This window comes from Paenibacillus sp. BC26, from assembly GCF_900116125.1.
GTDB lineage: Bacteria > Bacillota > Bacilli > Paenibacillales > Paenibacillaceae > Paenibacillus_Z > Paenibacillus_Z lignilyticus.
The window spans coordinates 2,209,331-2,225,744 of the sequence record NZ_FPAD01000001.1 but is presented as its reverse complement, the minus strand read 5'-3'; the positions used below and the strand labels follow the sequence as shown (position 1 = coordinate 2,225,744).

General features: G+C 46.9%; 12 protein-coding genes. 1 reads left to right on the top strand and 11 read right to left on the bottom strand.

Going from position 1 to position 16,414, the window contains the following annotated elements; genetic code table 11:
* Positions 1–6 precede the first annotated feature (6 nt).
* The 3 genes from BM412_RS09640 to BM412_RS09630 form a co-directional block, all read right to left on the bottom strand.
* On the bottom strand, positions 7–1,206 hold the full coding sequence (locus BM412_RS09640) for an ROK family protein (protein WP_091216850.1): 1,200 nt from the start codon (positions 1,204–1,206) through the stop codon (positions 7–9).
* 165 nt (positions 1,207–1,371) lie between these two features.
* Positions 1,372–2,691, bottom strand: a complete 1,320-nt coding sequence (locus BM412_RS09635; RefSeq protein WP_091216848.1) for a DUF4179 domain-containing protein — start codon at positions 2,689–2,691, stop codon at positions 1,372–1,374.
* A complete protein-coding gene (locus BM412_RS09630; RefSeq protein WP_091216845.1) occupies positions 2,678–3,220 on the bottom strand; it encodes an RNA polymerase sigma factor in 543 nt (180 codons plus the stop codon). Before BM412_RS09630 ends, BM412_RS09635 begins: the two co-directional genes overlap by 14 nt.
* Positions 3,221–3,573: 353 nt before the next feature.
* Between BM412_RS09630 and BM412_RS09625 the strand changes: the two genes are divergently transcribed.
* Positions 3,574–4,518, top strand: a complete 945-nt coding sequence (locus tag BM412_RS09625; RefSeq protein WP_091216843.1) for a ribose-phosphate diphosphokinase — start codon at positions 3,574–3,576, stop codon at positions 4,516–4,518.
* A gap of 84 nt (positions 4,519–4,602) precedes the next feature.
* Here BM412_RS09625 and BM412_RS09620 read toward each other — a convergent pair whose 3' ends face one another.
* The 8 genes from BM412_RS09620 to BM412_RS09585 all read right to left on the bottom strand — a co-directional run bounded on the left by BM412_RS09620 (position 4,603) and on the right by BM412_RS09585 (position 16,383).
* Complete coding sequence (locus tag BM412_RS09620) at positions 4,603–5,811, bottom strand: GTP-binding protein (RefSeq protein ID WP_091216840.1); 1,209 nt, start codon at positions 5,809–5,811, stop codon at positions 4,603–4,605.
* Between the two features lie 84 nt (positions 5,812–5,895).
* Positions 5,896–6,855, bottom strand: coding sequence for a metal ABC transporter substrate-binding protein (locus BM412_RS09615; RefSeq protein ID WP_091216838.1), 960 nt, complete (start codon positions 6,853–6,855; stop codon positions 5,896–5,898).
* 64 nt (positions 6,856–6,919) lie between these two features.
* Entirely contained in the window at positions 6,920–7,801 is an 882-nt protein-coding gene (locus BM412_RS09610; RefSeq protein WP_091216835.1) for a metal ABC transporter permease, read from the bottom strand.
* Positions 7,747–8,454 carry a metal ABC transporter ATP-binding protein gene (locus tag BM412_RS09605; protein ID WP_091216832.1) on the bottom strand — a complete coding sequence of 236 codons (708 nt, stop codon included), beginning with the start codon at positions 8,452–8,454 and terminating at the stop codon, positions 7,747–7,749. Before BM412_RS09605 ends, BM412_RS09610 begins: the two co-directional genes overlap by 55 nt.
* A gap of 403 nt (positions 8,455–8,857) precedes the next feature.
* The gene (locus BM412_RS09600; protein ID WP_091216830.1) at positions 8,858–11,410 is read right to left on the bottom strand and encodes a glycoside hydrolase family 97 N-terminal domain-containing protein; all 2,553 of its coding nucleotides are present in this window, start codon (positions 11,408–11,410) and stop codon (positions 8,858–8,860) included.
* Between the two features lie 56 nt (positions 11,411–11,466).
* Complete coding sequence (locus BM412_RS09595; RefSeq protein ID WP_177245741.1) at positions 11,467–13,497, bottom strand: alpha-galactosidase; 2,031 nt, start codon at positions 13,495–13,497, stop codon at positions 11,467–11,469.
* A 181-nt stretch (positions 13,498–13,678) separates the two neighbouring features.
* The gene (locus tag BM412_RS09590) at positions 13,679–15,298 is read right to left on the bottom strand and encodes an extracellular solute-binding protein (protein WP_091216824.1); all 1,620 of its coding nucleotides are present in this window, start codon (positions 15,296–15,298) and stop codon (positions 13,679–13,681) included.
* A gap of 143 nt (positions 15,299–15,441) precedes the next feature.
* Positions 15,442–16,383, bottom strand: coding sequence for a carbohydrate ABC transporter permease (locus BM412_RS09585; protein ID WP_091216822.1), 942 nt, complete (start codon positions 16,381–16,383; stop codon positions 15,442–15,444).
* Positions 16,384–16,414: the final 31 nt, after the last annotated feature.

Here is a 16,414-nt window from a genome sequence, read left to right as displayed (position 1 = left end):
TTTGCTTTACTTTTCATTTTGCAGATTCAAGTAGCTGGAAGGCAGGTCCAATATACTTTCGATCGCTACGATTGCCGAGCCGAGCAGCATGGTGTCCTTGTCTTCATAAGCAAGATCTATGGTTAATTTTCTCGATATTTCGGGCAGTACATATTCGTTAATGACCGATTTCACCGTATCATGAACTAAATCCCCGGCTTCTGCCAACTCATCCCCGAGGATGATCCGATCCGGATTAAATGTATTAATTATGCTTACGAGCCCGAAACCAAGAAACCATGCTGCCTGTCTAACCGCCTCCTTCGTCTCGCTGCTCCTATCCTCATTTATTTCTTTCCAGACTGACTCAAGCGAAGGATATTCTTTTTTTAAGGTTTGCAGCAGTGCTGAGGTGGAGCAATATAATTCAAGACAGCCTCTATTGCCGCATTCGCACAGCGGTCCGTTGTAATCGATACTCATATGGCCGATTTCGCCTGCCATGCCGAGTGATCCTCGGAAGACCTTGCCGTCGATAACAATTCCTGCTCCAACGCCTTGACCTGCGGCCACATAGATCATTACGCCATGGTCTTGATGAGACGAGCCGAACCACCAGTGCGCGAGAGCTCCTGCCTTGGCATCATGTTCGATATAGACAGGCAGTGCGAACTCATTCATTAATTCTTCCTGAATGTTAATTTTCTCCCATCCCGGAAAATATGTCATTAGACCGATCCGACCTTCATCACGAAGTAGCGGTCCGGGAGTAACCACGCCAATCGCTACGACTTGTCCTATCGAATTGAATTCTATCATATCCCCAATCATTTCCTTCATCCGATTGAAGGCATTAGCTGAACCGTCCATTTTATGGATAGGAATTTGCTGTTTCCTGTACTCGGTTCCCTCCAAATCGAATAAGGCAACAGTTATCGTGTTCCTAGCGAGACGGATCCCAATGATCTTATAAGGTTCGCCATTTAACTTTATTCCGATGGAACGCCGTCCTTTCTTGCCGTCGATAACACCCGTCTCCACGACAATCCCCCAACTAATTAACTCGTTAATTATATTTGTAATCGTCGATTGATTGAGTCCGGATGCCTGTGTTAATTCTGCTCTTGAGCATACCGACCTTCTTCGCATGAGACGAATAATCAATGAACGATTCATTTCCTGCACATCTTCAAGATTGGTTCCACGCTTCGTCTTTGTTACAATCACTGCGTATCCCTCACGATATTATATGATTAAATCAATTGTTACACTTAATGAAAATAGTATCTCATTTTCAAATAAACGACAAGTTCGTAAATAGGTCTTAACACTTGCATCAAAAGAAGGAGCAGCTGCCGTTGGCAGACTGCCCCTTCTGTTCGGCGCTAGTTTCTATTTCTTGGCGTCGATCGGAATTGAAATCGTCTTCTTATATGGCTTGATATAGTGGAAGCCGGTTAACAGAAGAAATTCCGGCTTATCCCTCGTAGTCACGGAATACGTCTGCTCCCAGAACACGTTATTGTTCCCCAAATCCCATGGACGCGCCTTCGAAATTGCATCGACCGGTATGCGCTTGCCTCCGGCTTGCACGAATAGCCGGTCGGTGTCGAGCTGCGTAAACTGGGCTTTTGCTATGACGATATCATAACCCGACGCAGTCTTGGTGACGCTTCGAATGAATAACTTCTCCGTGTTGATTCGGATCGATCGATCTGAAGGCGAAGTAAGCGAAATCGGTTCCGTCACCTTCTGATATCCTGTGAAGCTTTCAAGTACGATATCAATCGTTTCGATTTTGTCGGTCGGCAGCACGTCATAACCGAGCTCGAAATTCGTAATGCCCTTCTCGCGCGATGCGCTTGATCTCATTCCCCATGAATTCACTTCAACCCCATTCACCATAAGCTTCATCGTGCCCGGATATCTCGGAGGTTCGCCATCGTTCATCTCGTAGTGCCCTTTAATCACCGTTGAAGTCGGTGAAGCCGTAATCGAGTCGTAAACCACCATCCCTTCGTCGACGGGCACGGATGTCGCTATTTCCGCTCGAAGGATGCTCTTCATCGCTTTATTCGCCTCGAATTTGAACGAGATTGGATACACCTTCGTCTTGCCAATGTCCAACCACTCGAAGAATTCGACTTTTAATGTTCGCGAGAAAGGGCTGACCGGCTCGAATTTTTGGACGCCCTGCAGCTGGGTCCGATCCTTATTGTACCCGCTGCCACCCTCCGTCGTGTTTGAATCCGTCAGAAAACCTGTTACTTTATTGATACCAAACCGGCTGGAATCTTCGATCTTAAACGTCTTGCCCTCCGGAAGATCAATCGTATAATACATCAGAAACTCATTATCGTCTGCGATTACGCCGTTAACGGTAATGACGGTGCCGTCTTTGAGCGTCGTACTTTTGCCGATGGTTTGTCCATAGCCTCGATCGGCGACTTCGGAGAAACTAAGCGAGGTCAGCTCGCTGCGATTCAGCAGCTTGCCCCCGTAATACGCGAAGGCCGGGTACTGGTACGTCAAGATGAAGAGCAATAGTGCAGCAGCTGCCGATAGGCTCCATGACAATGCCCGTTTAAGCTTTCGCTTCTTTGCCGGGACGCGATAAAGCGCTTGCCGCAGCCGATCCTCCATTTCACTTGGCGCTTTGATCTGATTCAAGTTTTCTTTATGATGATTGAATTTCTCTTCAATGGTATTCATAGCGCTCACCTCCAATGATGTCTTTCAATTTCTGCATGCCCAGCGAAATTCGCGACTTGATCGTGCCTAACGGTACGCCTGTCATATCCGCGATCGTCTGATAGGGAAAGTCATGCACGTAACGAAGCTCAATCGCTTCCCGCTGCTGCGCGTTTAAGTGGGCGAGCAACGTCTGCATGTCCATCTCGGCTTCCGTACTCCGGTACGGATCGGCTTCCGTTAATGCTGGCACCGACGCATCGAGTTCCTCTTCCAGCGGCTGAAATTTCCCGTTCTTGCGGAGCAGCGCTTTGCATCGATTGACGAGGATGGTTTTGCTCCAGCTGTAGAACGCTTCCCTCTTCTGCAATTGCTCGATCTTCTCATAGAGCGTGACGATCATATCCTCCATCGCATCCATCGCGTCATGCTCGTTCCCCATGTAGGAATAGGCAAGACGATAATAAGCGTCCCGGTCGGCCATGATAAGTTGTAGTAGTGCATCTTTATTTCCTTTTTTAGCTTGTCTGACAAGACGGCTTACCATCAAGTTCTCTCCCCTTTCATAGCTAAGAGCATGCAGAAGCGCAAAAAGTTCATTGCCGCGCAAATAAATCGTCTGGCAAGTATTAACAGTCGCTGTAACTAAGTCTTTCCTTAGAGCAGTAAGAATCCTCAACAAATCTTATCCTTAACGCCTATGTTCCTCATTATTTCCTCGAATGAAATGTTTTTCTTTATCTCATCCAAATCGTTCGGGTAATTTTGTATTTTCTTAGGGAAAGGATATAATGGGACTAACTGTATATTTTGAAAGATGCTCTGTTTTTTATGTGGATCAAAACACCTTGAGTTTCTCGTCAAAATGTAGCTATCAGATCGGTTTTAGGAGGAGTCCAGTGGATGCAAAATGTAAAAATATTTTCCGGTTCATCGAACCTCCCGCTCGCGGAAGAGCTATGCAGGCAGCTTAATGTTTCTCTTGGAGACATTGAGATTTCCAGGTTGCAAAGCGGTGAAATCAGCCTACGTTATATCGAATCGATTCGCTCTGCTCATGTCTATATCGTTCAATCCTTGTCTCATCCCGTAAATGAGCATTTAGTCGAACTCATGATTATGATTGATGCTGCAAAACGGGCTTCAGCCAAAACGATAAATATCGTTATGCCGTATTATGGCTATGCTCGTCAGGAACGGAAAGCAGCCCCGCGAGAACCAATTTCCGCGAAGCTCGTAGCCGATGTGCTGACAACAGTAGGCGCTGACCGCATCATTACGGTTGATCTTCATGCCGATCCGATACAAGGTTTCTTCGATATCCCTGTTGATCATATTACCGCTTTGGATCTCATTACGGATTATTTGAAGTCAATGAACATTAAAAATCCGGTAGTTGTTTCACCTGATGCTGGTCGGGCAACAACCGCTGAGAAGCTTGCGAACTATATGGACTGTCCTTTCGCAATTATGATTAAGAACCGCCCTGCTCACAATAAGACGAAAATCACTCATATTATCGGTGAAGTCGAAGGCATGACTCCTATTATTATTGAAGATTTAATCGATACAGGTGGTACGATTGTGAACGTTGTTGAGGCGCTGCATAAAAGAGGCGCGAATGACGCTTATATTTGCGCAACACATGGGTTGTTCTCGGAAAATGCGCTCGAGAAGTTATCGCATCCCTACATAAAAAAGGTCGTTATTACGGATACCATCGCAATTGACCCGAACCATTCGGATAAGTTCGTAGTACTTCCAATGGCAGAGCTTCTCGCAACTGCGCTCCGAATTATTAATAACGGCGGATCGATTAATACGCTGTTTAAGACGAAGCAAATGTAAGGAATCGTGAGATTGAGGAAACCGGGCTCTTACGCGGTTGCCTTAATAAAGCTAGAAGCATTCGAATAAGCAAAAAGGACACCCTCAAAGGTGTCCTTGTTTGATTTCAATCGCATTTGGCAAGTTATCTTGGTACAATTTCCAATCACGATTCATCTCGGAGTCGGTTAACAGGCAGTCATCGAGAGCAGATGTAAGCTTCTCTCTGTCCATTTCGATTCCGATAAAGACGACTTTGTTGATGCGATCACCGAATTCCTTTGACCAGTTGCTGCTTAGCATGGGGTCCTCTTGCAAATAATACGCCTGCTCTTCCGGCGGTAATGCGGCAACCCAATAACCTGACGGTCCGAATTGAATTGAAGGGCCAGCTTGACTAATACTTTGGCCTACATCGTTACGACTGGCGACCCACATAATCCCTTTTGCGCGAACGACTTCTACGGGCCAATTTTGCATCCATTTCATCAAACGTCCTGGGTGAAACGGCTTTACGCGTTCGTAGACGAACGAAGAGATGCCATATTCTTCTGTTTCAGGCATATGAACAGACTTCTCCATTTCCTTCAACCAACCGGCAGATTGACTCGCTTCGTCAAAGTTGAACAATCCCGTATTCAATATTTCCGCTGGATGGACTTTTCCGTTCACGATCTTGATCAGCTTCGCCCGAGGCTGCAGTTTTCGAAGTACGGCTTCTAGCTGCACAAGCTCGCTCCTATTAATCATGTCGCATTTATTAAGCAAGAGTACATCGCAAAATTCAATCTGATCGATAAGCAAATCAACGACATCTCGCGTATCGTCTTCGCCTACGGCCTCGTTTCGTTCAAGTAGAGATTCTCCGGAGGAAAAGTCATGCCAGAATCGATAGGCGTCGACGACCGTCACCATGCAATCTAGGCGGCAGTACTTCGTTAAATCGATTTCATGTTCCTCATCGCTATACGTGAAAGTTTGCGCGACTGGAATAGGTTCTCCGACACCCGTCGACTCAATCAGGATGTAATCGAAACGTCCATCTTGCGCGAGCCTCTCTACCTCACGAAGCAAGTCTTCCCGGAGGGTACAACAGATGCAGCCGTTAGACATCTCGACCAGCTTTTCTTCGGTTCTGGATAAACCTCCTCCATCTTTTACAAGTGCTGCATCAATATTGACCTCGCTTAGATCATTTACGATAACAGCCACCTTCAAGCCATCGCGGTTATTCAGCACGTGGTTAAGCACTGTCGTTTTCCCAGCGCCTAAATAACCGCTAAGTACGGTTACAGGTATTCTCTTTGTTTGCATGTCATCACCTAAATCGTAATAATTACGATTATTATTGAAATTAAAAACCGGCCTATTCCGGTTTCTTTTCTCTTATGCATTTTTCTAATTTAGCGCTCTTTGCAACGCTTCAAGATTTTGCAGCATGACGGTGATGTAGTCTCGATTATGGTTGAGATCATCATCCGTCAAACCTTCAAGAGGATTGAGTACATCCGTCTTGGCACCTATTTCGTTCGCAACAACTTGAGCGACTTTCGGTTCGACCAGCGTTTCGAAAAAAATCGTTTTTACTTGATGCTTCTTGGCAAACTCGACAACTTCGGCCATCTCCTCTGGCGAAGGTTCCAGTTCGGGGGACAAGCCCGCGATCGGAATCTGCTTCAATCCGTACTCCTGAGCTAAATAACCGAATGCTGCATGCTGAGTTACAAACTCCTTTCTCTTGGTATCCTTCAATCCATCTCTATACGCCTGGTCAAGTTCCTTAAGTCTCTCGATATAGGCTTCGGCATTGTTCTTGTAATCGTCTGCGTTCGCGGGATCCGCTTTCACCAGAGCCGTTTGTATGGCCGAAACTTCATCCTGGGCCAACGCCGGGCTTAGCCATACGTGAGGATCTAATCCATGTACCACTTCTTCGTTACCACCTTCCTCACCAGATTGTTCCTCCTCGTGTTCGTGTTCCTCTTCTATTTCTCCCTCGACTAAAGGTAATCCATGGGTTGCTTCCACAACAATGCGTTTATCGTTTGAGGCGCTGGTAAGCGCATCCTCCGCCCATCCTTCTACAATACCGTTATAGACGAACACGTCCGCTTCTTTCAGAAGAGCCATATCCTTTGCGCTCGGTTCCCAATCGTGAGGTTCCACGCCGGTAGGTATTAACGCAATCACCTCCGCATGATCCCCTGCCACCTGCTTGCTGAATTCATACATCGGATAAAACGTCGTAACGACCTTTAATTTACCTGCAGCAGACTCTTCCGCATTGTTAGTGCAGCCGGATAAAATCAATGCCAAACCTGCACCTAAAACTAATGATGATGTTAACCAACGTTTCATGTTTTTCATGACCTCCATTATAGTGATGTATGATGAATACCCTTCTCTCGTATCCCAGTTTAGATCAATCATCAGCTCCAACGCTCATACTGTGAGTTACGGGTAATTCCGATGCTCGAACATGGACTTTTGATTTCGAACGGAAGAGATAAATTATTTTTTGAAACGATAAGCCGATAATAAGAAACAGAAGCAGAATGAAAGCAATTGTACCTCCTGGAGGCGTGCTCAGCTCATATGAAGCTGATAATCCCATAAACACGCCAGCCAAACCGATCCCCACGGAAATGAATATCGCTGCAGTAAAGTTTGGTGATATCCTAATGGCTAATGAGGCAGGTAATACAATTAATGAAGAAACCAGCAGCACGCCGACAATCGGCATCGCGGCGGCAACAATCATTCCTGTCAGGATGCTAAAAGAAAGAGATATCCACGAAACCGGTAACCCATTCGTTCTCGCTGTATCTTCGTCAAAAGCCAATAAATAGAGCGGTTTTCGTAGAAAATAAAAAAAGAATAAGCCAGTCAAAGCCACAGCCAGCATGAGCATCAAATCCGAACGAGTGACCGCAACCACCGAGCCGAACAAATACGAAGTGAAGCTTTTATTGACCGATTTATTCATCCCCATTAAGATAACAGAAGCCGATAATCCCCCTACCATGATGATGGCGATGGATATTTCATTGTACGTTTTGTAAGCTCTTCGGACATATTCAACGACAATGGCGCCAATGACCGCAACGATAAATCCGGCTGTAGTCGGATTTATATGTAAATACGCTCCACCAGCTACGCCGGACAGCGACACATGAGACAGCATATCCGCCATTAAAGCTTGGCGCCTAAGCAATAAATAGACACCTAGCGCAGAAGCCACCAATGCAATTAGCCCGCCGGCACAAAATGCCCTCTGCATGAAGTCGTAGTGCAGCATTTCCAAGCGTTCTCCTCCTTTCTTTCCAGCGTTATAATCCGATCCAATTCATGTTCAATTTCGTTCATGTTGTGCGTAACCATGAGCACCGTTCGGCCATTTCCACTGACTTGCTCTCGCATTAATCCGTAAAATCGATTTCTGCTATCTTTGTCCATTCCTGTGGTTGGCTCATCCAGCACGAACAAATCCGGAGACATCGCCAAAGCTCTGGCTATGCATATTCGCTGCTTTTGTCCTCCAGACAATTCACCGATTTTCCGATGACGATATTCCCACATTTCCATTTGATTAAGCGCTTCATCGGCGGCTTCTTTATCCTCGGACTTCTGTCTGCTCCACCATTTCCCCCGACTAAATCGACCGGATCGGACAAACTCCTGAACACTGCTGGGAAAACCGCCGTTAAAGGCGGATATCTGCTGCGGTACATAAGCAATGACTCGCTTGTTACCTTCAGAATTATAAGGGGCAATAGTAACCTCCCCCTTCCAAGGTTGGAGCAAACCTAACGCCAGCTTGAGTAATGTCGTCTTCGCCGCGCCGTTCGGACCGGTGACCGCAATAAATTCGCCAGAACGAATTTCGATTGTAGCTTCTTCCAAGCAAGGCACATCGCCATATCCGAACATAACATCTTGAAGCGCAGCCAATTGCAATAGACTCACACCTTTCGTATGGGATAATCAAACTAATACGTAATAATTACGATTTAAGTTAAAAAATAAATGTCCAACCATTTCAGTTGAACGTAATTATTACAATTAAGAACGATATCAGATTATGGATTGATCGTCAACCTATTTTCAGGTAATTGCCTCGTTGTGTATCTTGTACAAACGTTTAAGCTTTACATGAATCCCCTCCACAACCTAAAACAAATTTTTAAAGATAAAGAAGCAATTGCCGATCGTATACGATAGCAGCTGCTTCTTTATCTGAGGCCTTGAGTCTAGGGACTAAGCAACCGAATGTTTATGGCCGAATTTAGAATGGTTATCCTGTAGTGTTCAGCAATCATAATACGGTGCCAAGTTCTTGCCCTTAGTCAGCATCCCATTCTTACTCATCTGCAATAATCGCAAAACCGTAGATATGAACTGCCCGGCCTTCATCATTGTATAGACGCAAGGTATTGTTGCCTGCTTGCATCCAAATGCGAATTTCACGCTGGTCTTTGATATCCCAACTAGGGAAGCCCCAGCCGGCTGTGTTGTGCAAATTTGTTCTGTATGTGTGCGCTCCTCCGTTAAGCTCTACACTGAGGTCTCTGCTTTCCCCTGCACAGTAGTCAAAGCGCATTAGATAGTAGCCATCCTTAGGCAGCATAATATGGTCGAACTTAAGCTCGCCTCCATTACCAAGACCTGTTACCTTTTCCATGCCTGCTGCGTCCAAAACAAATTCCGCGCCACCGCTCAAGCTGCCTTTCCCAACAGGAATATACAACTCTTGCTGCGGTTTGTTATCAATAATATGGATTTTTTCCAAAGCGGGCACGACTCCTGCAATACGTTCGATGATCAAAGCGCTCTCGCCGCCGACGAAAGGAAATACCACGTCTTTGGCTAGAAAGATTTTATCAGAGCCGCTTTGCGGCATGTCCATGTCCACTTTGTTGATTCCGTCGCTTACGCGCATCGTCCAAGGTTCTTTTGCCGCATAGAACAGTCTTAGGGTCTGAGGCGAGTCCGTTGTTTTCACTGCGAACACGATACTGCCATTGAGCAATACGGCTTCCTGTTCGTTTTCATACACGACAGGCTCGCTGCCTTGCAGCGTTTTTCCGGCTAACGCTACGTACTCTGTTCTTGCTTCGCTCATGTAACCGGAACAAATCCCTTTTGGCAGCCCCGAGATTTCTTGGGCGATATAGATTCCGGCGCCGCCGCTCTTCAGAAGCGGAAGTTCGATTACATCGGCGGAGGTCACTTTGCGGCGCTTCACTTTCATCATTTCGCCGCTGGAGTCATCCTCATAAATTTCAGCCTCGAACTCTCCTTCGGGCAGGAAATCCATTTTCAGACGCACGATCATCGCTTCGTTGGTTATGCAGCCAATCAACCACTCTTCTTGGGAACGGCGCATAATGGCGGCATGATGGCCCGGGAATCCGGACAACACCTTTACTTCATCGTAAACAGGCTTCATGCGGCGTAAGAAATCGGTCCCTCTCCACGCCTCCAAATAGTAAATAGAAGCTGCGATATGCGAAGCGCCTGATTCGTATACGACTGAAAGCGCCATTTGATGCGCTAACGTCGTGTTTCGGTTTTTGTTCGAGAATCCTGTCGGCGTATAATCCATCGGACCGACCACATTGCGCGTAAACGGAACCGTACAATTATGCTGAGCGTCCGGCAAGCCGCTCCACATATAATGTTCGAGTCCCAAGATTCCTTCCGCCGTCATAAAGTTCGGCCATGTACGTCCTTCGCCCATACATTTGGTTGCCCCATGGAAGTTAATCATCAACCGATGTTCCGTCATGACGTTAGCTATCATTTCATATTGCCACATCGTGTGCTGAGAATCGTTCTGGAAGAAATCGACCTTAAGCCCGTCTACCCCGCAGCTTGCCCAGAGCGGAATTTTCTCCTGCGCTTTTTCAGGGGTGTCGATATACTGCATGGCGCTCCACAGCCATACGACAATCCCTTTCGAATGAGCATAATCGCACAACTCTTTCAGCCACGTCATATCCCAATCCGCATCCACGGTGAGTCCTTCGAATCCGATCCCTGCCGCAAAATCCACATACCGTTTTTGCTCCGTGTATAGCTGTGCGCTATTCATATATTCCCACCAAGCCCATAAACAACGTCCCGGCTTGATCCAGCTTGTATCCTCCATGGTAGAAGGCGGATTCAAGTTATAGTTAATCGTTGTATTCACCATTTCGTTCAAGTCGTCTGTCACCACGATGACGCGCCAAGGAGAGGAGAACGGCAGTTTACAGGAGAGAGGCGAGCCCAGCTCCTCCGGAGCGAATTCCAAAGATAGGGTTCGCTTGCCCGCTCCGCGCAAATGACAAGAGCAATAGCTGCCGTCCGTGTTATAGACCTCTGCTTCCGTAATCATGACCCAACCGCCGTTGTCGGCGTGGAACAAGCTTGGCATTCCGTAATCTCTGCCTTCTTTGTCTTCCCATCCGGTATGATCATAGGTAGCTTCATAGCTGCTGGTCAAGTGCTGCAACCACAAGTCGTCGTAGGCCTCCGCCAAAGTGAAGTTTGTTGCTTCGCGGATTACTTTCATCGGTATTTCTGCATCGGACAGGACTTGATAGCGGAAAGCAGCCCCATCATCGTAAGCACGCGCGCACAGTACGAACGTATACGCTCCGCGCTCGAACTCTAACGTCATTTCATTCGCATGGTTACCATAAACCGCTTTTTTGCCCGCTGGTATCGAATAGGTCTCGTCAACTACGACACGGGCTTCCTTTACGAAACGAAAGGCCTTCGTGAAATTTTCCAAATCGCTTTCAAAGCCAAGCTTGCTCTGCTCGATTACCGTTTGGCCATTGCGCTCGACAGCGTACTCTAATTCCTTCTCGGAATTCTCGAATACCGTAAGACTAACCGCACGATTAGGCGAATACAGTTTCCACATAGATGCAATCCCCTATCCATTCGTTTTTATTTGTTATTTGATCATCATCTAAGTACTTAACGATCCGGCAACAAGCGCACCATGCAACTTGCATAATCATGATTCAGTACTATGCGGAGACCGCTGTTCATCAAAAACGCGCCTGAATAGTTCTGCTGTTGCTGCCCTTCTATCTCCACCCGGTAACTCGTATTCGCATCCAACCCTCTTGGACGAATCGTGAAGGTTGTGCGCCAGCGAGAGGGATGATCCAGGAATGCAAACAATACGCTTTCTTCTCCATTTTCGTACTGCACGGCCTGCAATCCGTCCGCTTGCAACGAAGCCAATCGGTGCAAGTGCCCAAACTGTATAATCGGACGCACTTCTTTATAGAGCGCCACGTTTTTTTTCAGAAGGTCCGTCTCCTCTTCCGTACTCTCATTCAAATTGAGACCGATGCCAAGCGCGCCGCACATCGAGCAATGCAACCGGAATAACAGCGGCATCGCGCGTTTGCCATTGCTCCCCGAATCCGTCACCCATGCACGCATATACTTGATAGGATAGAGATAGCTATATCCTTCTTGAATAGATAATCGGTCCAGTGGATCCGTGTTATCGCTTGGCCAGAATTCATCGAAATAGGACATGGCGCCATAATCCACGCGGCCACCGCCGCTTGCGCAAGCTTCCCACTCTACCTCGGGATGCAGCGCCCTCAACGATTGGATAATATGGTAGAACCCTTTCGTATGCCGGTACCAAATGCTTTTAAATTCGCTGCGATCCAACATAGCGGAAGCAACCTCGCTTATGCCTCTGTTCATATCCCATTTGATATAGGAGATATCGTTCTCCGTAAGCAGCCGATCGATTTCTCCAATGATATAATCCTGTACATCTTGCCTAGTAAGATCCAGCATATATTGGTAACGCCCTTCCATCACCGGACGGCTTGCGTAATGATAGACCCAGTCAGGATGAGCGCGATACAATTCACTGCCTTGGTTCACCATTTCAGGCTCAATCCACAAACCGAAATGCATCCCGTAGCTCTTCAGCTTTTGGATCAGCGGTGCCAGTCCGTTTGGAAACTTGACAGTGTTCACCTGCCAATCTCCCAGACCTGCATGATCGTCTTTGCGCTGTCCGAACCAACCGTCATCCATGACGAACAGCTCTACGCCTACTTGCGCGGCTTTTTCTATCAACTGAAGCTGCGCCTGCTCGTTCACGTCAAAATACGTGGCTTCCCAGGAGTTATATAAAACGGAAAGAGGCTTTGCTGCCATGGGCTCCGGCATCACGTACTTTCTTGCGAATTCCCCCATCGAATTCGACATTCGATCGAATCCATCCGGAGAATAGCCCAGATAAAGAGCCGGCGTTTCCAAAGTTGCCCCGCCCGTTAATCGCCATTCAAAGTCCGTATCGCCTATGCCCGCCAATATATTTAAATACTCGTAAGGAGTTTGCTCCAATACGATTTTGAAATTTCCTGACCATGCCAGAACGCCGTAATAGACTTCACCGTATGTTTCCCCAGCATTTTGATGCAGAACAAAGCTCGGATTGGCTACATGGCCCGTTGCGCCGCGCAAACTTTCCAACACCGTTTTTCCGCCCGTTATTTTTTGCTCGTAAGCATCAAAATCGGAATTCCACATGCCGTTAAAGTTTTTTAGATTCCAGCCTGCTCCGGGCAACGAACACTCTCCCGAATGCAAACGTTCAACCGTAACGACTTCGCTGCCGCTGTTTTTTACCGTACGACGCTTTTCAATGATGTCTACTTCTTCATACACCTTGTAGTGCAGGGACATTTGAAGCGGATACACCGTGTCTTCCAGGAGCACTGTGAGTTCGTCTTTGTCAATCGTATGCCCTACGTAACGATAACGAAAATCTCTGACGCCATCGGCAAACGTTACTTTGAAAGAGGTTTCTTTGAACCGCATCGTGCCAAAAGAGGAGCATTCTTCTCTCTTGACGTCATGGATGGGATGAAAGCCCTGCTCCCACACATACGGATCATTCTTGAAATCCTCGATCGCATCTATGCGCGCGCCCCAATACAGATGCCGCAAGAGCCCTTCCTGATCCACGCAAAAGCTATACGAACAATGTTTTGTGCTTAACAAAAAAACATTGTTTTCTCCAATATGAATAGCCATCTTATATCTCCTTGGAAATCGAATTCTCCTACATGAATCGTACATGGGGCAGCATACATCTTGTCGCATTCTGCCCCGTCACCATAGCGATGCTTCTTGGATTGCTACATGCTTATTTGCTTTCGGCGTTATTGTACAACTCCATACGAACCTTGTAGTTAGCCGTGTAAATATCTTCAATTTTCACGGCTTGATTGGCTTCCAGCTCATCAATCATTTTTTTGTACATGTCGTCAATTTCAGCATGCGATTTGGCATACACCATATTAGAGAAAGTATTGTCGATAATATCCTTGATTTTTTGCTCGCTCAGTGCGTCAGGCGTGCCACCCTTTGGACCTAGATCATCATAAAGCGCGGTATCCCAAGTGGAACCTTCCATTGATTTCAGCGCATGTTGATTCACGTTATCTCTGTTGTAACGGAACATTAAGTCATAGGGAGTGCCGTCTTCGCCCAATCCATTTCGAATCATCCATGTCCATTTGCGCGCGCCCGTCGTTTTCGAGAATTCCGCCCAATCCGCTCTAATGGCATCGAGCGCTTCTTGCGTCGGTACATGAACGCCGTTCTCCATATTCCAGTTCATGCCCTCTTTGCCCCACATCAGCAAATACTGACCTTCTTCGCTTGCCAGGAAGTCCAAGAATTTGATCGTTTCTACCGGATGCTTATTCGCTACCGTAATGCCGACGCCGTCCCAACCCAAGGAACTGCGAGGCCCGAAAGTCGTGTCTGCCGGTTCGACGCCCGGGGCCGTTACTTTAAATCCGTAGAACAATTTATGGGTATCCTCGCCGTTTTGAGCGCGGAACGCACTGTTGGCTTCGTTCACGATGCCGCCCGCCGTTGCGAACACCCGTCCGCTGGACGTTTTTTGCTCGTAATTTTGAGCTTTGTTGATTCCCCATTCACGGTCAAGCAAACCTTCCGTATAGAGCGTGTTGATGAATTTGATCATTTCCAAGTAACGCGGATCCCTTACGATAAACTCAAGACGGCCATCTTTCTCATAATACGTTTTCATCCCATACATCGCCTTGAATGAACCAATGATAGTAGGCATGTGTTCCGCGTTCACCGTCATCGGTATGGAAGGATTTCCGTCTACGGATGGATATTTGGCCTTAAATTTTCTCAGCAAGTCTAGAAATTCATCCTGCGTGAAGGAATCTCCGGCCAATGCTCGCTCGCCATATCCGAACTCTTCCAGGACATCCATACGCATATTGATTGCCCAGTTTGGATCCGGATCCAAGCCGTACCAGTTGTTCAAGTAATAATTTTTGCCATCCTCGTACACGCTTTTGGAAAGCACGTCGCCATAACGCGCCTTGATATTCGGAGCGTACTTCTCAATCAAATCATTCAGCGGAATCAAAGCTCCGCCGGCAATGTATTTGTTCAAGGTTGCTTCACGTCTGTCGATTAGAGCAATATCAGGCAAATCACCGCTGACTAACATCAAATTCAGTTTCTCGTCCGGATTGCCGGTAGGCTGCTGAATCTCGATAAACACGCCCGTACGTTCCGTAATTTCTTGCGCAACAGGATTAGTAAACGGATCGCCCACGTTTTTGTCGAACAACGTCAACGTAATCGGCTTCTTCGTTGTACTGGTTGTTTCTTCTCCTTTGGTTACATTTTCGGCAACCTTGTTGTTTCCGGAACTACAAGCACTCAGAAGCATAGTGCCTGCAAGTACCGCGGTCATGACGATTCTTTTTCTCATTCCGATACCCCTCCTATGAATGAAATAGCTTCTTGCTTCCCTCCTACTTCTGTAAGGGGGATTTATATTTCAACCTTAGCCCGTTACTTGATGTCAGCTTCGGGATATGGGCGAAATCGAGATCTATCTAAGTCGAATATCGCTTAGCCTTTAACCGCCCCGATAAGCATTCCTTTTAGGAAGTACTTTTGCAGTAACGGGTACATAAGAATGATCGGCAGCGTAGCTACCATAGTAACGGCCATGCGGATACTCTCGCTGGATACCGGCAACTTACGCTGTTCATTGGCAAGCTGCTGTGCCGCGTTTAACATGTCACTGGTTTGGAACTGATTCAGAATTTTCACCAATACAGCCGACAAGGTTTTCAAATCGGGATTATAGGTATAAATGTAGGCATCATACCAAGCATTCCAATGACCAATGGCTGAAAACAAGGTGATCGTTGCCAGTACCGGAGTACACACGGGTATGATTACTTTCAGAAAAATCTCAATGTCATTTGCACCTTCGATTTGCGCCGCTTCCTCCATCTCTTTAGGCAAACCTTCCATATAGGTGCGGACTAATATCATCCAAAATATACTCATAATCCCGGGGAAGATAAAAACCCAGAAGCTGTCGATCAGATTCAAGCTGCGCACGACCATGTAAGTGGGGATCAATCCGCCGCTGAAATACATCGTAAATACAAAAAACAAATTAATGCCGCGCCAGCCTACAAGTTCTCTTTTGCTTAGCGCATAAGCCAGCATGGAAACGCAAGCCAGCGTAAGAGGGACTCCGATCACCGTTCGACCTACCGTCACTAGGATGGAATTCAGAATTTCCGCATCATTCAAAACGGTTTTGTAAGACTCCAGGCTGAAATCGCTTGGCCATAGCATAAATTGTCCATAAGTCGGGTCGGACGCATCGTTCAAGGACAAAACGAAGATATGCCAGAACGGAAAAAACGTAACGATGAACAATAACAATAAAAATCCGTAAATGATCGTACTCCCCGTAATGGTTGCCAGCGTATAGCGCTGTGACCGCTTGCTTCCAGCGCCTGTCTTGTTCCACCGCGCAACTTCATGATCCATTTACTTATTCCTCCCCCAGCCGCATGCACAA